At 62.3% G+C, this 19,878-nt stretch carries 16 protein-coding genes and 1 pseudogene; 2 read left to right on the top strand and 15 right to left on the bottom strand.

Annotation, left to right across the window (positions count from 1 at the left end; genetic code table 11):
• Positions 1-6: 6 nt before the first annotated feature.
• The 9 genes and pseudogenes from nrfD to pilM form a co-directional block, all read right to left on the bottom strand.
• Complete coding sequence (nrfD, locus tag SJI03_RS07515) at positions 7-1,113, bottom strand: NrfD/PsrC family molybdoenzyme membrane anchor subunit (RefSeq protein WP_322426703.1); 1,107 nt, start codon at positions 1,111-1,113, stop codon at positions 7-9.
• 3 nt (positions 1,114-1,116) lie between these two features.
• Positions 1,117-1,827, bottom strand: a complete 711-nt coding sequence (gene dsrO / locus SJI03_RS07510; protein WP_322426702.1) for a sulfate reduction electron transfer complex DsrMKJOP subunit DsrO — start codon at positions 1,825-1,827, stop codon at positions 1,117-1,119.
• Between the two features lie 145 nt (positions 1,828-1,972).
• Complete coding sequence (locus SJI03_RS07505) at positions 1,973-3,109, bottom strand: deoxyguanosinetriphosphate triphosphohydrolase (protein WP_099378455.1); 1,137 nt, start codon at positions 3,107-3,109, stop codon at positions 1,973-1,975.
• 2 nt (positions 3,110-3,111) lie between these two features.
• The gene (aroKB, locus tag SJI03_RS07500) at positions 3,112-4,731 is read right to left on the bottom strand and encodes a bifunctional shikimate kinase/3-dehydroquinate synthase AroKB (protein WP_416208730.1); all 1,620 of its coding nucleotides are present in this window, start codon (positions 4,729-4,731) and stop codon (positions 3,112-3,114) included.
• Positions 4,732-4,770: 39 nt separating this feature from the next.
• The gene (locus SJI03_RS07495) at positions 4,771-6,951 is read right to left on the bottom strand and encodes an Ig-like domain-containing protein (protein ID WP_322426700.1); all 2,181 of its coding nucleotides are present in this window, start codon (positions 6,949-6,951) and stop codon (positions 4,771-4,773) included.
• Between the two features lie 112 nt (positions 6,952-7,063).
• A pseudogene (locus SJI03_RS07490) lies at positions 7,064-8,389 on the bottom strand (type IV pilus secretin PilQ); the annotation flags it as partial.
• 92 nt (positions 8,390-8,481) lie between these two features.
• On the bottom strand, positions 8,482-9,519 hold the full coding sequence (locus tag SJI03_RS07485) for a pilus assembly protein PilP (RefSeq protein ID WP_322426699.1): 1,038 nt from the start codon (positions 9,517-9,519) through the stop codon (positions 8,482-8,484).
• A gap of 15 nt (positions 9,520-9,534) precedes the next feature.
• Positions 9,535-10,077 (bottom strand): PilN domain-containing protein, encoded by a 543-nt coding sequence (locus SJI03_RS07480; RefSeq protein WP_322426698.1) that lies wholly within the window; start codon positions 10,075-10,077, stop codon positions 9,535-9,537.
• 14 nt (positions 10,078-10,091) lie between these two features.
• The gene (pilM, locus tag SJI03_RS07475) at positions 10,092-10,724 is read right to left on the bottom strand and encodes a pilus assembly protein PilM (RefSeq protein WP_322426697.1); all 633 of its coding nucleotides are present in this window, start codon (positions 10,722-10,724) and stop codon (positions 10,092-10,094) included.
• A 301-nt stretch (positions 10,725-11,025) separates the two neighbouring features.
• Here pilM and SJI03_RS07470 point away from each other — a divergent pair, with 301 nt between their 5' ends.
• Positions 11,026-13,371 (top strand): penicillin-binding protein 1A, encoded by a 2,346-nt coding sequence (locus SJI03_RS07470; RefSeq protein ID WP_322426696.1) that lies wholly within the window; start codon positions 11,026-11,028, stop codon positions 13,369-13,371.
• 66 nt (positions 13,372-13,437) lie between these two features.
• Here the strand turns inward: SJI03_RS07470 and cyaY are convergent, their stop codons facing one another.
• Positions 13,438-13,767 carry an iron donor protein CyaY gene (gene cyaY / locus SJI03_RS07465; protein ID WP_099378448.1) on the bottom strand — a complete coding sequence of 110 codons (330 nt, stop codon included), beginning with the start codon at positions 13,765-13,767 and terminating at the stop codon, positions 13,438-13,440.
• A 40-nt stretch (positions 13,768-13,807) separates the two neighbouring features.
• On the opposite strand from cyaY, the gene lptM reads away from it, so the two are divergent.
• Positions 13,808-13,990 carry an LPS translocon maturation chaperone LptM gene (gene lptM / locus SJI03_RS07460; protein WP_034778304.1) on the top strand — a complete coding sequence of 61 codons (183 nt, stop codon included), beginning with the start codon at positions 13,808-13,810 and terminating at the stop codon, positions 13,988-13,990.
• Here lptM and SJI03_RS07455 read toward each other — a convergent pair.
• The 5 genes from SJI03_RS07455 to SJI03_RS07435 form a co-directional block, all read right to left on the bottom strand.
• Entirely contained in the window at positions 13,987-14,640 is a 654-nt protein-coding gene (locus SJI03_RS07455; protein ID WP_322426695.1) for a protein-methionine-sulfoxide reductase heme-binding subunit MsrQ, read from the bottom strand. The genes lptM and SJI03_RS07455 overlap by 4 nt on opposite strands.
• A gap of 9 nt (positions 14,641-14,649) precedes the next feature.
• On the bottom strand, positions 14,650-15,627 hold the full coding sequence (gene msrP / locus SJI03_RS07450; protein ID WP_322426694.1) for a protein-methionine-sulfoxide reductase catalytic subunit MsrP: 978 nt from the start codon (positions 15,625-15,627) through the stop codon (positions 14,650-14,652).
• Positions 15,628-15,711: 84 nt separating this feature from the next.
• Positions 15,712-16,863, bottom strand: a complete 1,152-nt coding sequence (gene ccsB, locus SJI03_RS07445) for a c-type cytochrome biogenesis protein CcsB (RefSeq protein ID WP_034753239.1) — start codon at positions 16,861-16,863, stop codon at positions 15,712-15,714.
• A 49-nt stretch (positions 16,864-16,912) separates the two neighbouring features.
• The gene (locus SJI03_RS07440; protein ID WP_322426693.1) at positions 16,913-19,009 is read right to left on the bottom strand and encodes a cytochrome c biogenesis protein ResB; all 2,097 of its coding nucleotides are present in this window, start codon (positions 19,007-19,009) and stop codon (positions 16,913-16,915) included.
• A gap of 184 nt (positions 19,010-19,193) precedes the next feature.
• Positions 19,194-19,865: a c-type cytochrome gene (locus SJI03_RS07435; RefSeq protein WP_322426692.1), complete on the bottom strand. Its 672-nt coding sequence runs from the start codon at positions 19,863-19,865 to the stop codon at positions 19,194-19,196.
• Positions 19,866-19,878 lie beyond the last annotated feature (13 nt).

Below are 19,878 nucleotides of genomic sequence, written 5' to 3'. Positions count from 1 at the left end.
GACTCCTCAGTGCGTGGCCATGGCGGGACGGTTGCGCAGCATGCGTCCCGCCCATGGCAAAAATTCCAGCATCAGCAACAGCAGCGCGATCCACAGGCCGGCCGTGCCGATAATCCCCATCAAGCCATCGTTCCCCATCGGCAGGTGGTAGTCATACAGGCCGGCGCCCGTTTTCGGGATCGTCTGGCCGCCGATGAAAATCGTCCAGCGCATCATCCAGGCGCTATGCAGCGCGATCAGGCCATTGGCCAGGCCGCTCGTGGCCGGGCGCCAGATGGCCAGCGCCATCGGCACGATGGACGACAGCACGGCCCAGACGGCCGTGAACTGCCATTGCGGCATGCCAGCCACCTGGGTAAAGGCCATGCTGTGGCTGGCGCTCACGCCAGAGAGGCTCACGAACAGCCAGCCGCCGCCCAGGGCCAGCACCAGCGCCAGCGACAGGGCCAACGCCCGGTTCAGCGACACTTCCAGCGCCTTGTCGCGACCCGGCAGGAAGCGGTTGAACAGCAGCGCCAGACCCACCGCTCCCACGAATGCCGTGGCGGCAAATTGCGCCGGCAGGAATGGCGTGAACCACAGGGGCCTGGCACGCACCACCATCACTTCCATGCCCGTGTACAGTCCCACCACGAAGGCGGCCAGCAAGGTGAAAGCGGCGGCGGTGACGATGGCCTTGCGCGATGCGGCGCCACCGCGCCCGGCCAAGCGGTAAAGGAAGGCCAGACGGTCCTGTCCCTGCCCCCGCGTGGCGAAGTCCACGCGCAGCGCCAGCCACGCGTACAGCATCAGACAGCCCAGATACAGGGGAATGAAGAACGAGCCCCACGACATCCACGACTGCGGCTGGAAGTAAATATAGAAATGGTAGAAGCGACCCGGCCCGTGCAGGTCGGCCAGCAGCGCCACGGGCGCCGTCATGCCGCAGACGAGAGAGGCCAGCAGCGCGATGCGCCCCAGGCGTTCATACGCCTTGCGGCCGAAAACGAAGTACGGCAGGGTCAGCATGAAGCTGCCGTAACTGAGGCCGATGAGGAAAAAATACTGCACCGCCCACGGCAGCCATGCCGCCTCGCGCGTGACGTTGAGAATTTCGGTGATGTGGCTGTCCATGGTTTATTTCCCGTGTTTGCTCGGTTGCCAAAGAGTCGCTTCGCCTTCGACGTGGCCGGCGAAGCGCGTGTCCAGTCCCAGGTAGAACACGTGGGGCTGGGTGCCCTGCTCGGGTTTCAGCACCTTCACCTTGTTCTCGGTCAGCAGCTGGTGCACCATGCTTTCCGGGTCATTCAGGTCGCCGAAGATGCGCGCGCCGCCCACGCAGGTTTCCACGCAGGCCGGCAGCAAGCCTTCGTCGACCCGGTGCGCGCAGAACGTGCATTTGTCGGCCTTGCCCGTTTCGTGGTTGATGAAGCGCGCGTCGTACGGGCACGCCTGCACGCAGTAGGCGCAGCCCACGCAGCGGTCGCCATCGACGACGACAACGCCATCCTTGCGCTGAAAGGTGGCGCCCACGGGACAGACGGGAATGCAGGGGGGATTGGCGCAGTGGTTGCACAGCCGTGGCAGCATATAGGTGCCGCAGCGGTTTTCTTCCTTGACTTCATAGGTCGAGACGACGGTGCGGAAGCTGTTTTCCGGCACGGCGTTTTCCATGATGCAAGAGACCGTGCAAGCCTGGCAACCGATGCATTTCTGCACATCGACCACCATCGCCCAGCGCTGGCCGCCTTCGCCCTTCGTTGCGGCCTTGCTGGGCAGCGGCGCGATGGCCGCCCCGATGGTTACGGCTGGCAAGGCGCGCAAGAAACTGCGGCGCGATTCAATCATGACACTCTCCTTGACTATGGGCGGCAAGCCCTTGTTGACTTGCTGCCATGATAGAAAAGAAGGTGCTGCGGGGATATTGGGGTGATCGGGTGGGGACCTAGATGATCATGCCAATTGACAGAGGAGAGGAATGGGGGTAATGCGCTTACAGCTCGTCGAGCGAATACAGCCTGCGGTGCTCGCGAATCGCGTAGCGGTCTGTCATGCCGGCGATGTAGTCGGCGATCTTGCGCGCCTGGTGCGTGACGTCGCCATCCTTGAGTTGATAGTCGGGCGGCAGCAGGGCAGGTTCGGCCATGAAGCTGTCGTACAGTTCGCGCACGATGCGGCTCGCTTTGACGCGCATGCGGTTGACCTGGTAATGGCGGTACAGGTTCGCCCTTAAAAAGCGTTTCAGTTCCGTCGCATCCTTGCGCATGGCATCCGAAAAACGGATCAGTGGGGCACTGGCGCGCACTTCGCTGACGTCGCGCGGCGCCGCGTCGAGGATCAACGCATTCGAGGTGACGATCAGATCGTCGGCCAGGGCCGTGATCAGGCGGCGCAGGGTTTCGTAAATGGCGCGCCGGCCGGACAGGCCGGGAAACGCCTGCTGCACCTCGCGCCACAGACGGCCGAAGAATTCCACCTCTTCCAGCTGGGCGATGGTGATCAGGCCGGAACGCAAGCCATCATCGATATCGTGGCTGTTGTAGGCGATTTCGTCGGCCAGGTTGGTCAGCTGCGCTTCCAGGGTCGGTTGCGTGCGGTCGATGAAGCGCTGTGCCACCGGGCCCAGTTCGCGCGCATGCGCCAGCGAGCAGTGTTTTAATATGCCTTCGCGCGTCTCGAACATCAGGTTCAAGCCATCGAAGGCGCCGTAGTGCTCTTCCAGCGTGTCGACCACGCGCAGGCTTTGCAGGTTGTGCTCGAAGCCGCCGTGCGCCTGCATGCATTCATTGAGCACGTCCTGGCCCACGTGGCCGAACGGTGTGTGGCCCAGGTCATGCGCGAGCGCGATGGCTTCGACCAGGTCTTCGTTGAGGCGCAGGTTGCGCGCGATGGAACGCCCCACTTGCGCCACTTCCAGGCTGTGCGTCAGGCGCGTGCGGAACAAATCTCCCTCGTGGTTGAGGAACACCTGCGTCTTGTATTCGAGGCGGCGGAAGGCCGAGGAGTGGATGATGCGGTCGCGGTCGCGCTGGAACTGGCTGCGCGAGGCGTGCGGCGCCTCGGCAAAGCGACGTCCCTGCCCCTGTGCCGAATGGGCCGCATAGGGAGCGAGGAAGTCTTCGGGCATCATGATCAAGCCACTCCGGCGGCCAGGGTGGCCAGCACCAGTTCGTGCGGCGCGGACGTGATGCTCGGGCTGCCCAGGGGTTGCAACAGGATGAACTTGATGGCGCCGCCCTCGTTCTTCTTGTCCACTTCCATCAGTTCCAGCCAGCGCGCGACACCAAGATCCGGCGCCTTGACGGGCAGGCCGGCGGCGGCGACCAGCGCGCGCACGCGCGTCACGGCCGCTTCATCGATATAGCCCATGCGGCACGACAGGTCGGCCGCCATCACCATGCCGCAGCCGACGGCTTCGCCGTGCAGCCAGTGGCCGTAGCCCAGGCCCGCCTCGATGGCGTGGCCGAAGGTGTGGCCGAAGTTCAGGATGGCACGCAAGCCGCCTTCGCGTTCGTCCTGGCGCACCACATCGGCCTTGATTTCGCACGAGCGGGCGATCGCATACGCGAGCGCGCCCTTGTCGCGCGCCATCAGCTTGCCCATGTTCGCTTCGATCCAGTCGAAAAACGCGGCATCGATAATGGCGCCATGCTTGATCACTTCAGCCAGGCCGGCCGACAGCTCGCGCGCCGGCAGGGTTTCCAGGGTCGAGGTGTCGGCGATCACGGCGCGCGGCTGGTAGAAGGCGCCGATCATGTTCTTGCCCAGCGGATGGTTGATGCCCGTCTTGCCGCCGACGGAGGAATCGACCTGCGCCAGCAAGGTGGTCGGCACCTGCACGAAGCCGATGCCGCGCATGTAGCTGGCCGCCGCGTAGCCGGTCAGGTCGCCGATCACGCCGCCGCCCAGGGCCACGAGGGTGGTCTTGCGGTCGCATTTATTGGCCAGCAGCGCGTCGAAGATCTGCATCAGGCTGGCCCAGTTTTTATACTCTTCGCCGTCAGGCAGGACGATGCTGATCACTTCGCGGCCATCGCTGGCCAGCGCCGCCTGCAGGCGGCCCAGGTACAGGGGCGCGACGGTAGTATTGGTGACGATGGCCACCTTGTGGCCGCTGATATGGCGCAGCAGCGCATCGGCGTCGGCCAGCAGGCCGGGACCGATGGCGATCGGATAACTGCGTTCGTCGAGGTCTACGCTCAACAACATTTTGGATTGCTCGTTCATCGAAGGCTCTGCATGAATGACGCAGTTGGGCGAAGCCTCGCATTCGAGGCTGGCCAGCTGCATCAGGATGGTCTGAACCATCGATTGTACGTTAGGACGGCCCGTGTCGATCACAATGTCGGCCACTTCCATGTAATGGGGCTCGCGCTGCGACGTCAATTCTTCCAGCTTGCGGCGCGGGTCGGCCGTCTGCAGCAGGGGACGGTTCTTGTCATGGCTGGTACGCGCCAGGATGTTGCTGACGCTGGCGCGCAGGTAGACGACCGTGCCCCGTTCCTTCAGATAGGCCCGGCTGTCGGCGTTGAGGATGGCCCCGCCGCCCGTGGCCATGACGATGCCTTCCTGGGCGCTCAGGTCGCGAATGACCTCGGCCTCGCGCCGGCGAAAGCTGGCCTCGCCCTCGATTTCAAAGATCCACGGGATGGTCGCCCCCGTGCGTGCCTCGATTTCGTGGTCGGAATCGACAAAGCGCAAGCCCAGCTTGCGGGCCAGGATGCGCCCGATCGTGGTTTTGCCTGCGCCCATGAGGCCTACTAAAAACAGATTTTGCATGTGCTGCGACAATTAATTTGGATTACGACAATCAGTGGCTTGCCCATACGGACTAATGACGCCTGGAGGTGAAACATCCACGCGGTTAAAGTCCGTCGCCAGCCCCGGAAGCAAAGTGTAACCGACATAAGTTGCCTCCGTCCCGGAACTATTGCCACGAATCGTCAATTCGACGTCCAGCCAGTTCGCTCTGTCGCGCGGATAAGTCAGGGTGACGATCGCTGTTCCCGAGCTGTCGGTCTTGCCGCCGGTCGACAGATTGAGCGGAATGCCCGGGTCGAGACGGCCGTTGAGGTTGAAGTCATTATTCGGATTGAAGGTGCCGCTGCGGTCCCGGTCTTCATTGTCACATGCGTTCGCTGTCCTCACGACCAGCCACGACTGGGCAGCCTGGGAATACTGCAAATACCCCTTGTAATAATAGCGGGGCCAGGCGGCGGCCGTGATGATCACGTCCGGCACAGGGTTGCCGGCGGCGTCCGTCACAAACACGCTATACGATTTGCGATAGGTGCTGCTGTCGGAGGCGTCGAGCGCATTGCCGCTGCCGGCGCTGATGAACAGCGATTTTTTCGTCACCGTCAGCTTGACCGTGGCGGCATTGCTCGACACGCCCTGCAGTTGCGCCTTGACAACAACGCCATCGACACCGGTGGTACCCTGCCCCGCGATATAGCTGACCGTGGCCACGCCATCGCTGTCGGTGGCGACCAGAGAAGGCGAACTCAGGGAACCATTGCTGGCATCGGACTGGATCGAGAAGCTCACCTGTGCATTTTTGACCAGGTTGTTTTCCACCGTGCCATCGCGCACGATGGCGCGCAAGGCGCTGCGCTGCGCGGTGCTGCCGGCCGTATTGGCGCCGATGACCGCCGGGTCGGCTTGCAAGCTGATCGTGGCCTGCGCCGTCAGTGGCGCAACAAACTCCACTTCTGACTGCACCGAGGCGCCGCTGCCTTCATACTTCGCCGTCAGGGCGGTCAGGCCGGCGCCGCTGGCCTGCACGTAAGCGATGGCATTGCCTCCCACCAACGCCAGCGGCGCCAGCAATGGCGTTCCGCAGGCGGCATCCTGATAGATGGCGCCGCGCGACGTGCTGAAACGCACGCTGCCCGTTTGTGGCACGCCAGCCACATCACTATGCACCGTCACCGCATAGCAGGTATTCGTGTTCAAGGTGGTCAATGCCACGTTGCCGCCCGACACGGCATTGATCGTGAAGTTCGATGCATTAATTGCAATAGGCAACACAACGCTGTCGCCCTGCGCCTTGACGCTGATGCTGTCGCTGCTGCCCGCCTGGGCGTTGTAGCTCAACACCAGTTGGCCGTTGTTGTCGGTCAGCGCGGGACTGGCGCCGCCACCCTTGACCGTAATCGCATTGCTGCGGGCGCTGAAGGTCACCGGCTTGCCGACGAGGGGATTGCCGCTCGAATCGACCAGCTTGACCACCATGTCGGTGTTCGTATTGAGGTTCACCGTCGAAAAGGCACTGATGACCAGCCGGGTGCCGCTGACGCCAATGTCCGTGCTGGCCGTCTGCGCGCCGGCGCTGGCCGTGACCTTGATCGTGCGCAAGCTGGCGTCGCCGCCTGTATTCAGGCTGACCTGAGCCTGTCCCTGCGCATTGGTATTCACCTTGGTCGCGCCCAGCGCGCCCGAATCAGCACTGAATGTCACGCTGGCATTGGGCACGACGGCATTATTGGCGTCCTTGACAAAGGCGATCATGTTGACGGCCGTACCGCCCGACGAGGCCAGGGTGCCGCCGGAAGAAGTCAGCAGCAAGCTGGCAATGCCGGAGGTCACGGGCACCACTTTCACCACCACGGGGACCGATTCAACGCCGCCGCTGCTGGCCTTGATGGTAATGTCGCGCAAGCTCGCATCGCCTTTGACGCTGAGCTTTTCCGTCACCGTGCCATTGGCATCCGTCACGCGGTTGGTGTTGCTGATGATGCCGGAACTGGCGGTGAAGGTCACCGTCTGGGCTGTCATGGCATTGTTGCCGGGATTTTTCACCACTGCCGTCAGCACGACTTCCGTGCCGTCCGCGCCCGAGGCAGCAATCGTTGTTGCGCCAGCAACCAGTACCACACTGCCGACGCCGGCATTCGCGCCATCCTTGACGCCCAGGGTCGGATCACCGCCACCGCCGCCACATGCGGCCAGCAAGGTGCCCAGCGCCAGCAAGACCAGCCAATTCGATACCCTACTCCAATAAGTGTTGCCACAAGATACATTCCGCATAGTCGCCATCAGTCCGCTTTCGTTTGCATTGTTACTTAAACGTAAAGATGTGACATTAACGTGTTGCTGGCCGATCTGCCACTATTTTCGGCGTAATAAACACCATCAGTTCCGTTTTTTCTTGACTGCGGCCCGTGCTGCGAAAAAAAACACCGAGCACGGGGATGTCGCCCAGCAGCGGCACCTTGCTGTCCGTACCCCGCTCGGATTGCTGATAAATGCCGCCCAGCACCACCGTGCCGCCGTCTTCCACCATCACTTGCGTGCGCACATGCTTGGTGTCGATGGCAAAGCCGGAACGGGTTTCCTGGCCCACGCTATCCTTGTTGACATCCACTTCCAGCACCACGTTGCCGTCCGGCGTGATCTGCGGCGTCACTTCCAGGCGCAGGTTCGCCTTGCGGAACGTGATCGACGTGGCGCCGCTGCTGGTGGCCACCTGGTACGGCAGTTCGATGCCCTGTTCGATCAGCGCCAGCACCTTGTCGGCCGTCACCACGCGGGGGCTGGAAATGATCTTGCCCCTGCCGTCCGCTTCCAGCGCGGACAGTTCCAGGTTCAGGAAGCGATTGGCGGCCGCCGAAAACAGGCTCAGGGCGAAACTGGCCGGCTGCAAGCCATTGATGCTGGCGGCCGGCAAGTTGACGAATTGCGTGTTCGGCACGAAAGCGCCGGCGCCGGCCACCGTTTGCCCCGTCGCCTCGCCCACGCCCTGGTAACTGCCGCCGATGGCCGCGCGGCGCCCGCTGCCGCCCAAGGAAAAGCCGGGCAGCTGGCCCGCCGCCAGGCGCTGGTCCGTAAAACCCAGGCGCGCGCCCAGGTTACGGCTGAAGCTGTCATTCGCCTCGACGATGCGCGCCTCGATCATCACTTGTCGCGTAGCAATATCTGTCTTCGCGATCAGCTGACGAATCTGCTCCAGGCGGGCCGGTACGTCGGTGACGAACAGCTGGTTCGTGCGCGGCTCGATCAGCACGCTGCCACGGCGCGACAGCAGCCGGCTGCGCCCTTCCCCCGCGTCCAGGCCGAATACGCTGCGAAACGCTTCGGCCTTTTGGTAATTGAGCTGAAAGATGGCCGACTGCAAGGGTTCCAGTTCCGCGATCTGCGCGCGCGTTTCGAGCTCCAGCTTCTCGCGCGCCAGCATTTCCTCGCGCGGTGCGATCCACAGCACGTTACCATTGCGCCGCATGTCCAGCCCTTTCGCCTGCAGCAACACATCGAGCGCCTGATCCCACGGCAAGTCGCGCAGACGCAGGGTCACGTTGCCCGCCACGCTGTCGCTGGCAACGATATTTTGCCCGGACGCATCGGCCAGGATATGCAGGGCCGCGCGCACGCCCACATTCTGAAAGTCGACGGAGATTTTCTCGCCCGCATACAAACGCGGCGCCGTCACCAGCACCACGGCTTCCTGGGCAAGGCTGCTGGCATGCCAACACAGCATGGCGGCCAGGAGCATGCGGCGCGGCCTCATGGCGCCGCCTCGGACAAGCTGGCCTTCGCACTGGCCCCCGCCACCTGCAAGGCCAGGCTGCCGCGCCGCTCGCGCCAGGGGCCATCGGCCTCGCGCAGCAGTTCACGGTAGTGCACGGCCTGTTCAGTGATGTCCGTCACCACGCCGTGGTCTTGCCCCAGGTACTGGCCCACCGCCACCCGGTACACGCGCTGGCCCGCCAGCAGCAGCGCGTTCAGACGCCCGTCCTGCTGCACGCTGCCGACCATGCTAATGGCCGGCAAGGCCACGCTTTCCAGCGCTTCGCGCACACGGCGCGCATCAGGCCCCGCCAGGCCGCCACGCTGACCGGACTCGGGCGTTGGCGGCAATGCATGAAAAGGATCGGCCAAGGCGGCCGCCGCGTAGGGACGCGGCGCGACAGCGGCAAGCGGGCGCCATGCCGCTGCAGCTGCGGGCGCACCCGTCTTGTTCAACAATGCCGCTTGCGCCGCCCGTTCCCCCGCTTCGGGCAAGCGATACGCGTGCAGCACGGCATCGAGGGTCAGCAAACGATCCTTGCCGAGGCTCAAGGCCAGCTCATGCACCGTGACGATGCGCGGCAGGCGCGCCAGGTCCGCCAGCAGCGCGCCCATGGCGTGGTAGCCGCCGCGCAACTGTATGGCGATCGGCAAGGCGACATACGGCGCTTGCGGCAGGGCCGCACCGGGCTTGAACAGGGAAAATTGCAAGCCGCGCGACTGGCCTGCAGCATTAATCTGCGTCAACAGCAGCGCCATCGCCTGCTGGTCGGGCAGTTGCTGTTCCAGCAGGGCCAGCTCGGCGCCGGCCTGGCGCTGCTGTGCGCGCCAATGCGGCAACTGTTGCGCCCTGGCTTGGGCCGACAGATAAGCGGCGCGCACGCGGGCCTCCTCGCCTTGCCCCGCCTGCACGGCCGCCAACAGTCCATCAAGCCACGCAAGGTACAGCAGGGCCGTCACCAGCGTACCGGCCAGGGTGGCGCAAGCGAGGCGCGCGGGTAGCGGCCACAGCGACGCGGTCTTCAAGCTCAGCATGATCAACCTCCACCACTAAGATTGCCCATCGGGTGCCAAAGCCAGCCTTACCGTCCATTCCACGGCGCCATCCGCCGCGCCGTGCACTTCCAACACTTCCGGGCGGGACCAGGGCGCCGCCTGTTCGAGCGCCAGCAGCAATGCCGCGACCTTGTCCTGCGACGCAGCGTGCCCCTGCAAGCGCACCATCGCCGTTTCCTGGCGCACACTGTGCAAGGTCACGCCAGCCGGCATCGCCCGCGCCAGCGCGTCCAGCATGCGCACCCAGGCATTGCGTTGCTCTTGCAAACTGGCCATGGCTTGCTGGCGCAGCAGCAGCGCCGCCGTCTCGCCCCGCACCCGCTGGCCGGCGACAAGCATGGCATCGACTTGCTGCATGGCACTGCGCCAGCCTTCCTGGCGGCGCGACTGCGCGTCGAGCTGGTAGCGCAGCCAGGCGCCTGCCGCCACGGCCAGCAGCAATCCCAGCAGCGCCCCGCCCGCCAACTGCCACAGCAGCAACTGAATACGCCTGCGCCGTGCTGCGGGGCGATACGGCAACAGATTGATGCGCTGCATGGGTGCCCGGAGCGTCATCGGGCGTACCGGTGCAAGGCCAGGCCCCAGGCCAGCTGGTAGGCCACGCCACCGTCGGGCAAGGCTTGCCAGCCACCCTGCGCGAGCGCCGCCTGCAAGGCCAGTGCCTCGCTATCCATGACGACGGCCAGCAAGCCGGCAGCCGTGGCCGCATCGAGACGGCGCTGCACGCTGGCGCGCCGCGCCGCCACCAGCAGCACGTCGACCTCCTTGCCTGTCGTGCCGGGCAGCGGCGGCGCGGGGCCGAGAATGAAAAAATCCAGGCTGGCGTCTTCCAGCGCGAACGGCATGTACTGCGCCGCTTCCAGTTCCACGAGGATTTCCAGCTGTTCTTCCGGCAATCCGGCAGGCAGGCGGATCGCATGCGTGATCAGGGCCGTGGCCGGCATGGCCAGCGCCACCCGCGTGCAGGCGCTGCCACTGTCGCGGCGGACCTGGCGCAGGGCATCGGCCAGACCCACCATGTCTTCGACATTGCCCTCCAGTATCACGCCGGGCGCCAGCGCGGCGGCAGCGCAATGCCGGCACGACAGTTTTCCACGCCGGCGCCGCAACTCGACCACGCGCACGGCATCGTCCGCGATGTCGACGCCCAGCAAGCCGATGCCAAGCAAACTGCTGATGGACATGTTTTTCATAGAGAAACGTCAGCGTGGGAGGGGTTCCTGCCATCCGAAAGCCTAGTCCCGGCAGCGCTGGCTTGTAAACGGATTTCACGCCGGAGTCTGCGGCGTGTGGCGCCTATCTGGCCGGACCGTGATCTGGCGCAGAATAATTGTTACCAAATCCTGGTTGCCAGCGGGCCAATACACGCTTATATAGAGTATCGGCAAGTTTCGACTATCCCTCCGGCAAGCGCCACGGCGCGCTGCCACCCCGGCAAGCTCGCTTATAATTGGCCGGCATAATTAACCGAAAGACATACGACGCATGACATCTTCAAAATCCGCTGGCCCCGCTGGCTCGAAGCCGCCCACCAAGGGTAGCAAACCCAAACGTTTCCTGCTGATGGCCCTGGTATCGCTGCTGGGCCTGGGCATCGTCGGCGTCTTGCTGGTGGTCTTTGGCCTGGCCATGGCCTATCCGAACCTGCCGGCGCTCGATACCTTGACCGATTACAAGCCCAAGATGCCGCTGCGCGTGTTCACGTCCGACAGTGTGTTGATCGGCGAGTTCGGCGAAGAGCGGCGCAACATGGTGCACATCAAGGATATTCCCGATGTCATGAAGAAAGCCGTGCTGGCCATCGAAGATGACCGCTTCTATGAACATGGCGGCGTCGATTACCTGGGCATCACCCGCGCGGCCCTGCACAACCTGACGGGCGGCGCCAAGCAAGGCGCCTCGACCATCACGCAGCAGGTGGCACGCAATTTCTTCCTGTCCAGTGAACAGACCCTGAAGCGCAAGGCGTATGAAGTCTTGCTGGCCTGGAAGATCGAGAAAAACCTCAGCAAGGACCAGATCCTCGAAGTGTATATGAACCAGATTTATCTGGGACAGCGCGCCTACGGCTTCGCCTCGGCCGCGCAAATCTATTTCGGCAAGAACATCCAGGACCTGACCGTGGCCGAAGCGGCCATGCTGGCCGGCTTGCCAAAGGCGCCGTCGGCCTACAACCCCGTCGTCAATCCGAAACGCGCGCGCATGCGCCAGCAATACATCCTGCAGCGCATGGCGCAGCTGGGCTACATTACGCCAGAGCAGTATACGGAAGCCAAGAATGAAGAGCTGAAAGTGAAAACCGACAGCAGCGCCTTCGGCGTGCACGCGGAATATGTGTCGGAAATGGCGCGCCAGCTGGTCTACGAGCAATTCAAGGAAGACACGTATACGCGCGGCCTGAACGTCTACACCACCATCACCAAGGCCGACCAGGACGCCGCCTACATCGCCTTGCGTAAGGGCGTGATGGATTACGAGAAACGCCACGGCTACCGCGGCCCGGAAGCGTATATCGAGATTCCGAAAACCAAGGCTGAAGCCGATGACGCGATCGAGACGGAACTGGCCGACCACCCGGACAGCGACGACATCATCGCTGCCATGGTGCTGCAAGCATCGCCAAAATCGTTGCAGGCAGTCACCTCGGCCGGCGAGGAAATCACCATTACCGGCCCCGGCCTGACCTTCGGCGCGGCCTGGCTCTCGGACAAAGCGGCGCCGAACCGCCGCATCAAGCGCGGCGCCGTGATCCGTGTCATGCAGGAAGGCAACGCCTGGGTCTTGACGCAGATGCCGGAAGTGCAATCGGCGTTCGTCTCGGCCAGCACCACGGACGGCGCCATCCGCGCCATGGTGGGCGGCTTCGATTACAACCGCAACAAGTTCAACCACGTCACACAGGCGTGGCGCCAGCCCGGTTCGGCCTTCAAGCCCTTCATCTATTCCGCGTCGCTGGAACGGGGCCTGTCGCCTGCCACCATCATCAACGACGCGCCCATCTCGTTCGACGCGGGCCAGACTGGCGGCCAGGCGTGGGAACCGAAGAACTACGACAGCAAATACGATGGTCCGATGACCATGCGCAAGGGTTTGATGAAATCGAAGAACATGATTTCCATCCGCATCCTGCACAAGATCGGCGCCAAGTATGGCCAGGAATACGCGACGCGCTTCGGCTTTGACGCGGATAAGAACCCGCCGTACCTGACCCTGGCCCTGGGCGCCGGCAACGTGACGCCGCTGCAGATGGCGGGCGCGTACGCCGTGTTCGCCAACGGCGGCTACAAGATCAACCCGTATCTGATCGCCAAAGTGACCGATAGCGATGGCAATGTGTTGTCGCAAGCCAAGCCGGACCTGGCGGGCGAGGAAGCCAACCGGGTCATCGACGAGCGCAATGCCTTCATGATGAACAGCATGCTCAACGACGTCGTGCGCTTCGGCACGGCGAACAAGGCCATGGCCTTGAAACGCCCTGACCTGGCCGGCAAGACGGGTACCACCAACGATTCCATCGATGCGTGGTTCGCCGGCTACCAGGCCAAGCTGGTGGGCATCGCCTGGATCGGCTACGACCAGCCGCGCAACCTGGGCAACCGGGAAACGGGCGGCGGCCTGGCCTTGCCGATCTGGATCAGCTACATGGCGAAAGCCCTGAAGAGCATTCCCGTCGAGGAACGCGCCGTGCCGGAAGGGCTGATCCACGTGGGCGACGAGTATTACTATGCGGAAAATCCGCCGGGCACGGGCGTCGGCAGCCTGGAAGGCGCGGCGCGCGGCACGCCGGAGGAAGAGAAAGCCAAGGAAGCCGTGAAGAACGAGCTGTTCTAAGTTCGTTTGACGCAAAAAGGGCAGCCTGAAGAGGCTGCCCTTTTTTATTGCGCGCGGCTAAAACAATTACTTCAGCACAACGGGAGCACCCGCCTGCTCGCTGGCCATGGCCGACAGGGCCGCAAACAGTTCCGAACCGTCGCGCGTGTTGCGCCATTCGTCATCCACGCGCTTATAGTGGAAACCGCCGGAACGGGCGGCTACCCACATCTCGCGCATGGGGGCCTGGCTGTTGACGATGATTTTCGTGCCGTTATCGATGAATTCGATTTCCAGCACATTGCCGCTGCGGCTGCATTCGACGTCGAGCACGTCTTCATCGTTCAGCCGGTCCAGCGCCGCCTCGATCTGGGTCAGGGTGGCTTCGGCCAGGGCCAGGAATTCCGATTCGCTCATGCTACACTCCAAAGATCTTAATCAAACCGTGATTCTAATCGTGAAGTCATCCTCAGCGTTTTATATCGGCACCGCCATTGTGGTTTCTAGCGTCCTGGCCGGCTGCGGCCAGCCTGGCCCCCTGTACCTGCCCAAGCCGCCAGCGGCCAAGGGCGCGCCAGCCAAAGGCCCCGTAGAACCGGCGCCCGTGCCGCCGCCACCGGTGATCGTGCCGGCAACCTAAGTCGAGCGTACCGGGGTGGCTGCCTTGGCCGCCCTGACGCTCTTCTCCCGCTTGCTCCAGGCGAAAACCACGCGTATTAACAGCAGTAGCGCGACGATACCACCAAAAAGTATCGGCTGCGCGAAATTATGCTTGCCCGCCTTCATCCACCAGAAGTGCAAGATGCCCAGCGGCGCGATGATGTAGATCAACCGGTGCAGCCACTGCCAGCGCTTGCCCCCCAGGCGTTTCACCATGCCGTTCGTGCTCGTCACGGCCAGCGGAATCAGCAAGACGAAGGCGATGAAACCCACGGTGATGAACGGCCGCTTGAGCACATCCTTCCACATTTCCTGCACATCAAAAAAGTGATCGAACCATAAAAAAGTGGTGAAATGCAGGGCCGCGTAGAAAAAGGCGAACAGGCCCAGCATGCGCCGCAACTTGATCAGCCAATTCCATTGCGTGAGGCGCCGCAAGGGCGTCACCGCCAGGCTGATGCACAGGAAATACAGGGTCCAGTCACCCGTACCGCGCGTGATGAATTCCAGCGGCTCCACCAGTTGCCCCATGTACGTCAGCCACACCATGCGGGCAAACGGCAGCAGTGCCAGCAAAAAAACCAGACTTTTGAATAGCGACAATTGTCTCGGCGTGGGGTTGAAGGCCATGGTCTTTCCTTAAAAGAACTTCTTCAGATCCATGCCCGCGTACAAGGAAGCGACATCGTTGTAGCCATTGAACATCAGGGTCTTGCGCTTGCGCGTGAGGAAACCGTCCTCGCCGATGCGCCGCTCGGAAGCTTGCGACCAGCGCGGATGATCGACGTTGGGGTTCACATTCGAGTAAAAACCGTATTCGGACGGCGCCGACAGGTTCCAGGACGTGCGCGGCTGTTCCTTGACGAAACGGATCTTGACGATGGATTTGGCTGACTTGAAACCATATTTCCACGGCAAGACCATGCGCACGGGTGCGCCATTCTGGTTCGGCAAGGTTTCGCCATACATGCCCAGGGTCAGCAGGGCCAGCGGATGGTTCGCCTCGTCGATGCGCAAGCCTTCCGTATACGGCCACTGCAGCACTCTGCTGCCCACGCCCGGCATCTGCTTCTTGTCGGCCAGGGTGATGAATTCCACGTACTTGGCATTGCCCGTCGGCTCGACCTTCTTGATGATTTCCGAGAAGGAATAACCGACCCACGGGATAACCATCGACCAGCCTTCCACGCAGCGCAGGCGGTAGACGCGCTCTTCCAGCGGCGCCAGCTTCAGCAGCGCGTCGAGGTCCAGGGTCATCGGCTTCTTGACCTCGCCTTCGATGCTGACCGTCCACGGCCGCGTGCGCAGGGTGCCCGCGTTTTGCGCCGGATCGCTCTTGTCCGTGCCGAATTCGTAGAAATTGTTGTAGCTGGTGGCGTCTTTATAGGCCGTCTGCTTTTCCAGCGCCGAATAGGCAGGATTGAGCCTGGCGGCCAGCTTGGGATTGGTGCCTTGCGCGAAGGCTTCGCGGCTGGCCATTTCCAGCAAGGCCGCGCTGGACACGGAGCCCAGGGCGATTTGCTTGATGAAGCTGCGGCGCGCTTCAAACACGGCACGCGGCGTGATTTCGGAAGAATACGGCAACTCAATGCCGTTGGGACTGCGCTTGATCAACATGGCGGCTCCGGGAAAAGGTGATTATTTGTACCTTACACCAGTTTTCCCGAGCCGTTCATGACGCTTCTGTCATGCAAAAAACAATTAAAGCTTGCCGTAAGAATGTAATCCAGAAAGGAACATATTCACGCCCAAAAACGCGAAGGTCGTCACCAGCAAGCCCACCAGCGCCCACCACGAGGCGACGCGGCCGCGCAAGCCTGTCATCAGGCGCATGTGCAGCCAGGCTGCATAGTTGAGCCAGACGATCAGCGCCCACGTTTCTTTCGGATCCCATGACCAGTAGCCGCCCCACGCTTCGGCCGCCCACAGGGCGCCCAGGATGGTCGCTACCGTGAAGAAAGCGAAGCCGACGGAAATGGCCTTGTACATGACGTCGTCGAGCACTTCCAGCGACGGCAGGCGGTCGACCAGGTAGCCGCTCGACTTGAGCAGGTAGGCTGCGGCCACCATGGCCGACAGGGCGAAGGTGCCGTAGCCGATGAAATTGGCCGGCACGTGGATCTTCATCCACCAGCTTTGCAGGGCCGGCACCAGCGGCTGGATTTCGGCCGCGTCGCGCGTGACCGTGTACCACATCAGGAAGACGACGGCCGCCGAAATGACCAGCATGACGAAGGCGCCCAGCTGGCGCGTCGCGTAGTGCTGCTCGTAATACAGATAGAACATGGCCGTGATCAGGGAAAACAGGATGAACACTTCATACAGGTTCGACACGGGGATATGGCCCACGTCGGCGCCGATCAGGTAAGACTCGTACCAGCGCACCAGCATGCCCGTCAGGCCCAGCACGACGCCGGCCCAGCACAGCAGGGAACCGACGGATGAGCCGAATTCCGAGCGCGCCACCAGGCCAATCCAGTAGAACAGGGTCGACAGCACGAAAAGCGTGCCCATCCACAGGATGGCGGACTGGCTCGACAAGATGTATTTCAGGAAGAATTTCTGGTTCGCCATTTCCAGGTGGCCCGCGTACAACTCGATGGCGAACAGCGACAGCACGGCTGCCACGGGGATCAGCCAGCGCACGGGTTTCCAGTACCAGCCCAGCCACGCGAACGTGGGCGCCGCGGCCAGCAGGATGGCTTTTTCATAGATATCCATGAAGGCGCCAAAGCGCATCAGGCCGAACAGGGAGGCCGCCAGCAAGCCGGCGCCATACAGCCAATCGATCAGGCTCAGGCGCTTGAAAAATCCTGGTTCCTGCGTATATATTTGCTTGTTTGCCAATTCCATCATTTTCTCCATTCCCGGCGACGCGCAAGCGTCCCAGACACAGCGCAGCTTACGCCGATTGCGGCAGCTTTGCCTTCAAGTTCTCAAATTCTTTTTCAAAATCCAGGGTCTTGCGTTGCGTGCTCATGGCCATCAAGGCTTCGCTGCCGCCCTCGCCATCCTTGATCCACACCCACAAGCGGCGCTCGCGAATATAAAACATGGAAAACACGCCGATCACGAGGAACAGGCAACCGAGGTAGACGACGCTCTTGCCCGGCGAACGCGTCACCTGCAGCACGGATGCCTTGATTTCCGTAAAGTCATCGAGTTGCAGATACACGGGCGCGCCATAGAAGAAGCTGTCGGACAGCGCATTCGTGGCCAGCTGCAGGAAGCGGCCGTGCTTGTCATCGGCCTCGATGGCTTTCAAGCCATCCTGGGCGCGCGCCGCCTGCCACAAGTCCCACAGGCTGCCATTCAGGATTTTCATGAAGATATCGGCCGCTTTTTCTTGCTCAGCGGCAGGAATTTTCTCCAGGAATCGCGAAATGGCGAGGAAACCGCCCTCTTGCCCATTGCCGGCAAAGATGCCCAGGCTTTTCGCCGCCGATTCCTGCAACTGGCCGCGCAGGGCTTCCGCGCCCGCCTGCGGCATGGCGCGCGCCGCATAGCGCGTGGCGGCTTGCTGGCGCAGCGCGGGATCTTGCAGCGCGGCACGCAAACGCATCCATTCATTCACACTGTAATTGTCATCGGCGGGAATGCGCAAATAGCTGAACGGATCGCTGGGGTTGACGCGCATGCCGGCCAGGAACACCGTCGTGCCATCCACGGTGACGGGCTGCATGTAGTTCTGGTACTCGCGCGCCTGGCCCGTCTTGTCGCGCAATTTGTATTGCACCGAGGGACCGACGTTCTTGAGGTCCTTGTTATTCGCGTTCTTCGCGGCCGAGCCGAGGCGTTTATCGAGGCCGACAGCGAATTTATCGTTGAAACTTTCCGCCTTGCTGACGGCGCGCACATCCTGGCCCGCGCTGAGGTTTTCCACGTTAAACGGGCGGAAACCCGACCATTCCACCGTATAGGAATTGCCATCGCTGCGCTCGAGCGGCGTGCTGCCGCCCACTTCGCCGCCGATATCGAAGCGTTTCGTCGTCTTGCCCGTCATGGGAAAACCCGTCAACTTGAGCTTGCTGCCGCCATCCTCAAAGCTGGACTGATACAGGGCCAGGCCCTTGTACAACAGCGGCTGGTTGACTTTGATGGTTGCAGGGAAACTTTCACCCGTTACATGGTCGGTGATGACGACATCGCTGGCAAACAGCTTCGGCATGCCCGTGCTGTAGAAATCGATGTGGAATTTTTTCAGCAGGATGGTGATGGGCAGATCCTGGATCAGCACGCCATCGGCCTGGGGAATGATGGCCGTATTGCTCGACGAGCCTTCCGGAATCATGGTATTGCCACGGAAAGTGGGGTTCGACAGGCTCAGGCGGTGCTGGGCGGGAATATCGGCGATCACGCCGCTGCCGGAAAACGGCGTCTTGCCAAAGAACCATTGCTGTACGCGAATCGGCATTTCCGAATCGAGCAAACCGCCGACGCAAATGATGACGATGGCGCCGTGGGCAAATATATAGCCCCATTTATTGGCGGCGCCCCGCTTGGCGGCGACCAGGGTGGCGTTGTCCTTCTCGACTACCTTGGCCGCGTAGCCGGCGTCTTTCAGGCGCATCACCATCTGCTGCGCCAGCACGGCGCGCGGCAGCGGCGCCTGCCATTCCAGCTTGTGGTGGAAATTGCGCAGCGATTGCTCGCGCACGGTTTCGCGCCAGCTGCGCATGTCCTTGAGCATCTTCGGCGCATTGCGTACGATGCACAGCGAGGTCGAGGCGACGAGGAAACCCATGATCACGAGGAACCACCAGGCCGAATACACGGAGTACAGGCTCAGCTTGTCGAAGACGGCAAACCAGAACGGCCCGAACTGGTTCACATAATTGGGCATGGGCTCGTTTTGCTTGAGCACGGTGCCGATGATGGACGCGACGGCGATCAGGGTCAGCAGGCTGATGGCAAAGCGCATCGACGAGACCAGCTCGACGAATTCAGCCAGGTTGCGGCGTTGGGTCTTTAACTCGATTCCGGTCGTGCCTGTGCTCATACGTTGATACTCATACGGGATATGCAATCTTCAAGAAAATGTAGGCATGGAGCAGTAGTTTCTCCGCGCAAGGCGGCAGCATACTCCTGTTTGGCCCTTGCCATAAAAAAGGGCAGCCCGTTGAGACGGCCGCCCTTGTTCATGCGCGCTGGTGCGCCTGGCAATCGCTTGCCACTATGAAAACTTACTTCAGGCCGGCGATGTAATCGGCCACGGCGGCAATCTCGTCATCCGACATGCGGGCGGCGATGGTGTGCATTTGCGCGCTGTTCTTGCGGGCATCAGCCTTGGTGCTGCGGAACATGGCCAGCTGGGCCACCGTGTAGTCCTGGTGCTGGCCGGCGATGCGCGGATACTGGACGGGAATGCCATTGCCCGTCGCGCCATGACAGCTGGCGCAGGCAGCAACTTGCTTCGAAGCAATGCCACCACGGTAGATTTTCTTGCCCAGGTCGATCGTGTCCTTGTTTTTCGCGGCACCCGGCTTGGACAGCTGCGCACCCAGGTAGGCGGCGATATTTTTCTTGTCGGCGTCGCTGAGCATCTTCGCGTACGTCGTCATGACAGGCTGGTTGCGCTCCGGCGTGGTGAAGTCAACCAGTTGCTTGTAGATATAGCTTTCGTGCTGGCCGGCCAGTTTCGGATTGACCGTGATGGTCGAATTGCCGGCCGCGCCATGGCAGGAGACGCAGGCAGGCAAGCCGCGCGCCGCATCGCCATCGGCGTACAGGGCAGCGCCCTTGGCAGCGTCGGCCTTGACGGCCGGTTTCGGTGCTTCGACCGCGGAGGCAGTTGCCGATACAGCCAGCAAAGCGAGCAGCATGGATTTGAACAACGGTGAAAACGCACGATTCATTCAGGCACCCTGA

It is taken from the genome of Janthinobacterium sp. GMG1, assembly GCF_034427795.1.
GTDB lineage: Bacteria > Pseudomonadota > Gammaproteobacteria > Burkholderiales > Burkholderiaceae_D > Janthinobacterium.
Note: the sequence above shows the minus strand (reverse complement) of the source record. Positions and strands in the feature narration are given on the sequence as shown.

Excerpts from the sequence above, each read along its gene's own strand:
- SJI03_RS07505 (WP_099378455.1), bottom strand. The coding sequence starts at position 3,109 with ATGATGCCCGAAGACTTCCTCGCTCCCTATGCGGCCCATTCGGCACAG.
- msrP (WP_322426694.1), bottom strand. The coding sequence starts at position 15,627 with ATGTTGATCAAGCGCAGTCCCAACGGCATTGAGTTGCCGTATTCTTCC.
- ccsB (WP_034753239.1), bottom strand. The coding sequence starts at position 16,863 with ATGGAATTGGCAAACAAGCAAATATATACGCAGGAACCAGGATTTTTC.
- cyaY (WP_099378448.1), bottom strand. The coding sequence starts at position 13,767 with ATGAGCGAATCGGAATTCCTGGCCCTGGCCGAAGCCACCCTGACCCAG.
- pilM (WP_322426697.1), bottom strand. The coding sequence starts at position 10,724 with ATGTCCATCAGCAGTTTGCTTGGCATCGGCTTGCTGGGCGTCGACATC.
- SJI03_RS07455 (WP_322426695.1), bottom strand. The coding sequence starts at position 14,640 with ATGGCCTTCAACCCCACGCCGAGACAATTGTCGCTATTCAAAAGTCTG.
- nrfD (WP_322426703.1), bottom strand. The coding sequence starts at position 1,113 with ATGGACAGCCACATCACCGAAATTCTCAACGTCACGCGCGAGGCGGCA.
- dsrO (WP_322426702.1), bottom strand. The coding sequence starts at position 1,827 with ATGATTGAATCGCGCCGCAGTTTCTTGCGCGCCTTGCCAGCCGTAACC.
- SJI03_RS07480 (WP_322426698.1), bottom strand. The coding sequence starts at position 10,077 with ATGCAGCGCATCAATCTGTTGCCGTATCGCCCCGCAGCACGGCGCAGG.
- SJI03_RS07435 (WP_322426692.1), bottom strand. The coding sequence starts at position 19,865 with ATGAATCGTGCGTTTTCACCGTTGTTCAAATCCATGCTGCTCGCTTTG.
- SJI03_RS07470 (WP_322426696.1), top strand. The coding sequence starts at position 11,026 with ATGACATCTTCAAAATCCGCTGGCCCCGCTGGCTCGAAGCCGCCCACC.
- SJI03_RS07440 (WP_322426693.1), bottom strand. The coding sequence starts at position 19,009 with ATGAGCACAGGCACGACCGGAATCGAGTTAAAGACCCAACGCCGCAAC.
- SJI03_RS07485 (WP_322426699.1), bottom strand. The coding sequence starts at position 9,519 with ATGCTGAGCTTGAAGACCGCGTCGCTGTGGCCGCTACCCGCGCGCCTC.
- aroKB (WP_416208730.1), bottom strand. The coding sequence starts at position 4,731 with ATGGGCGCAGGCAAAACCACGATCGGGCGCATCCTGGCCCGCAAGCTG.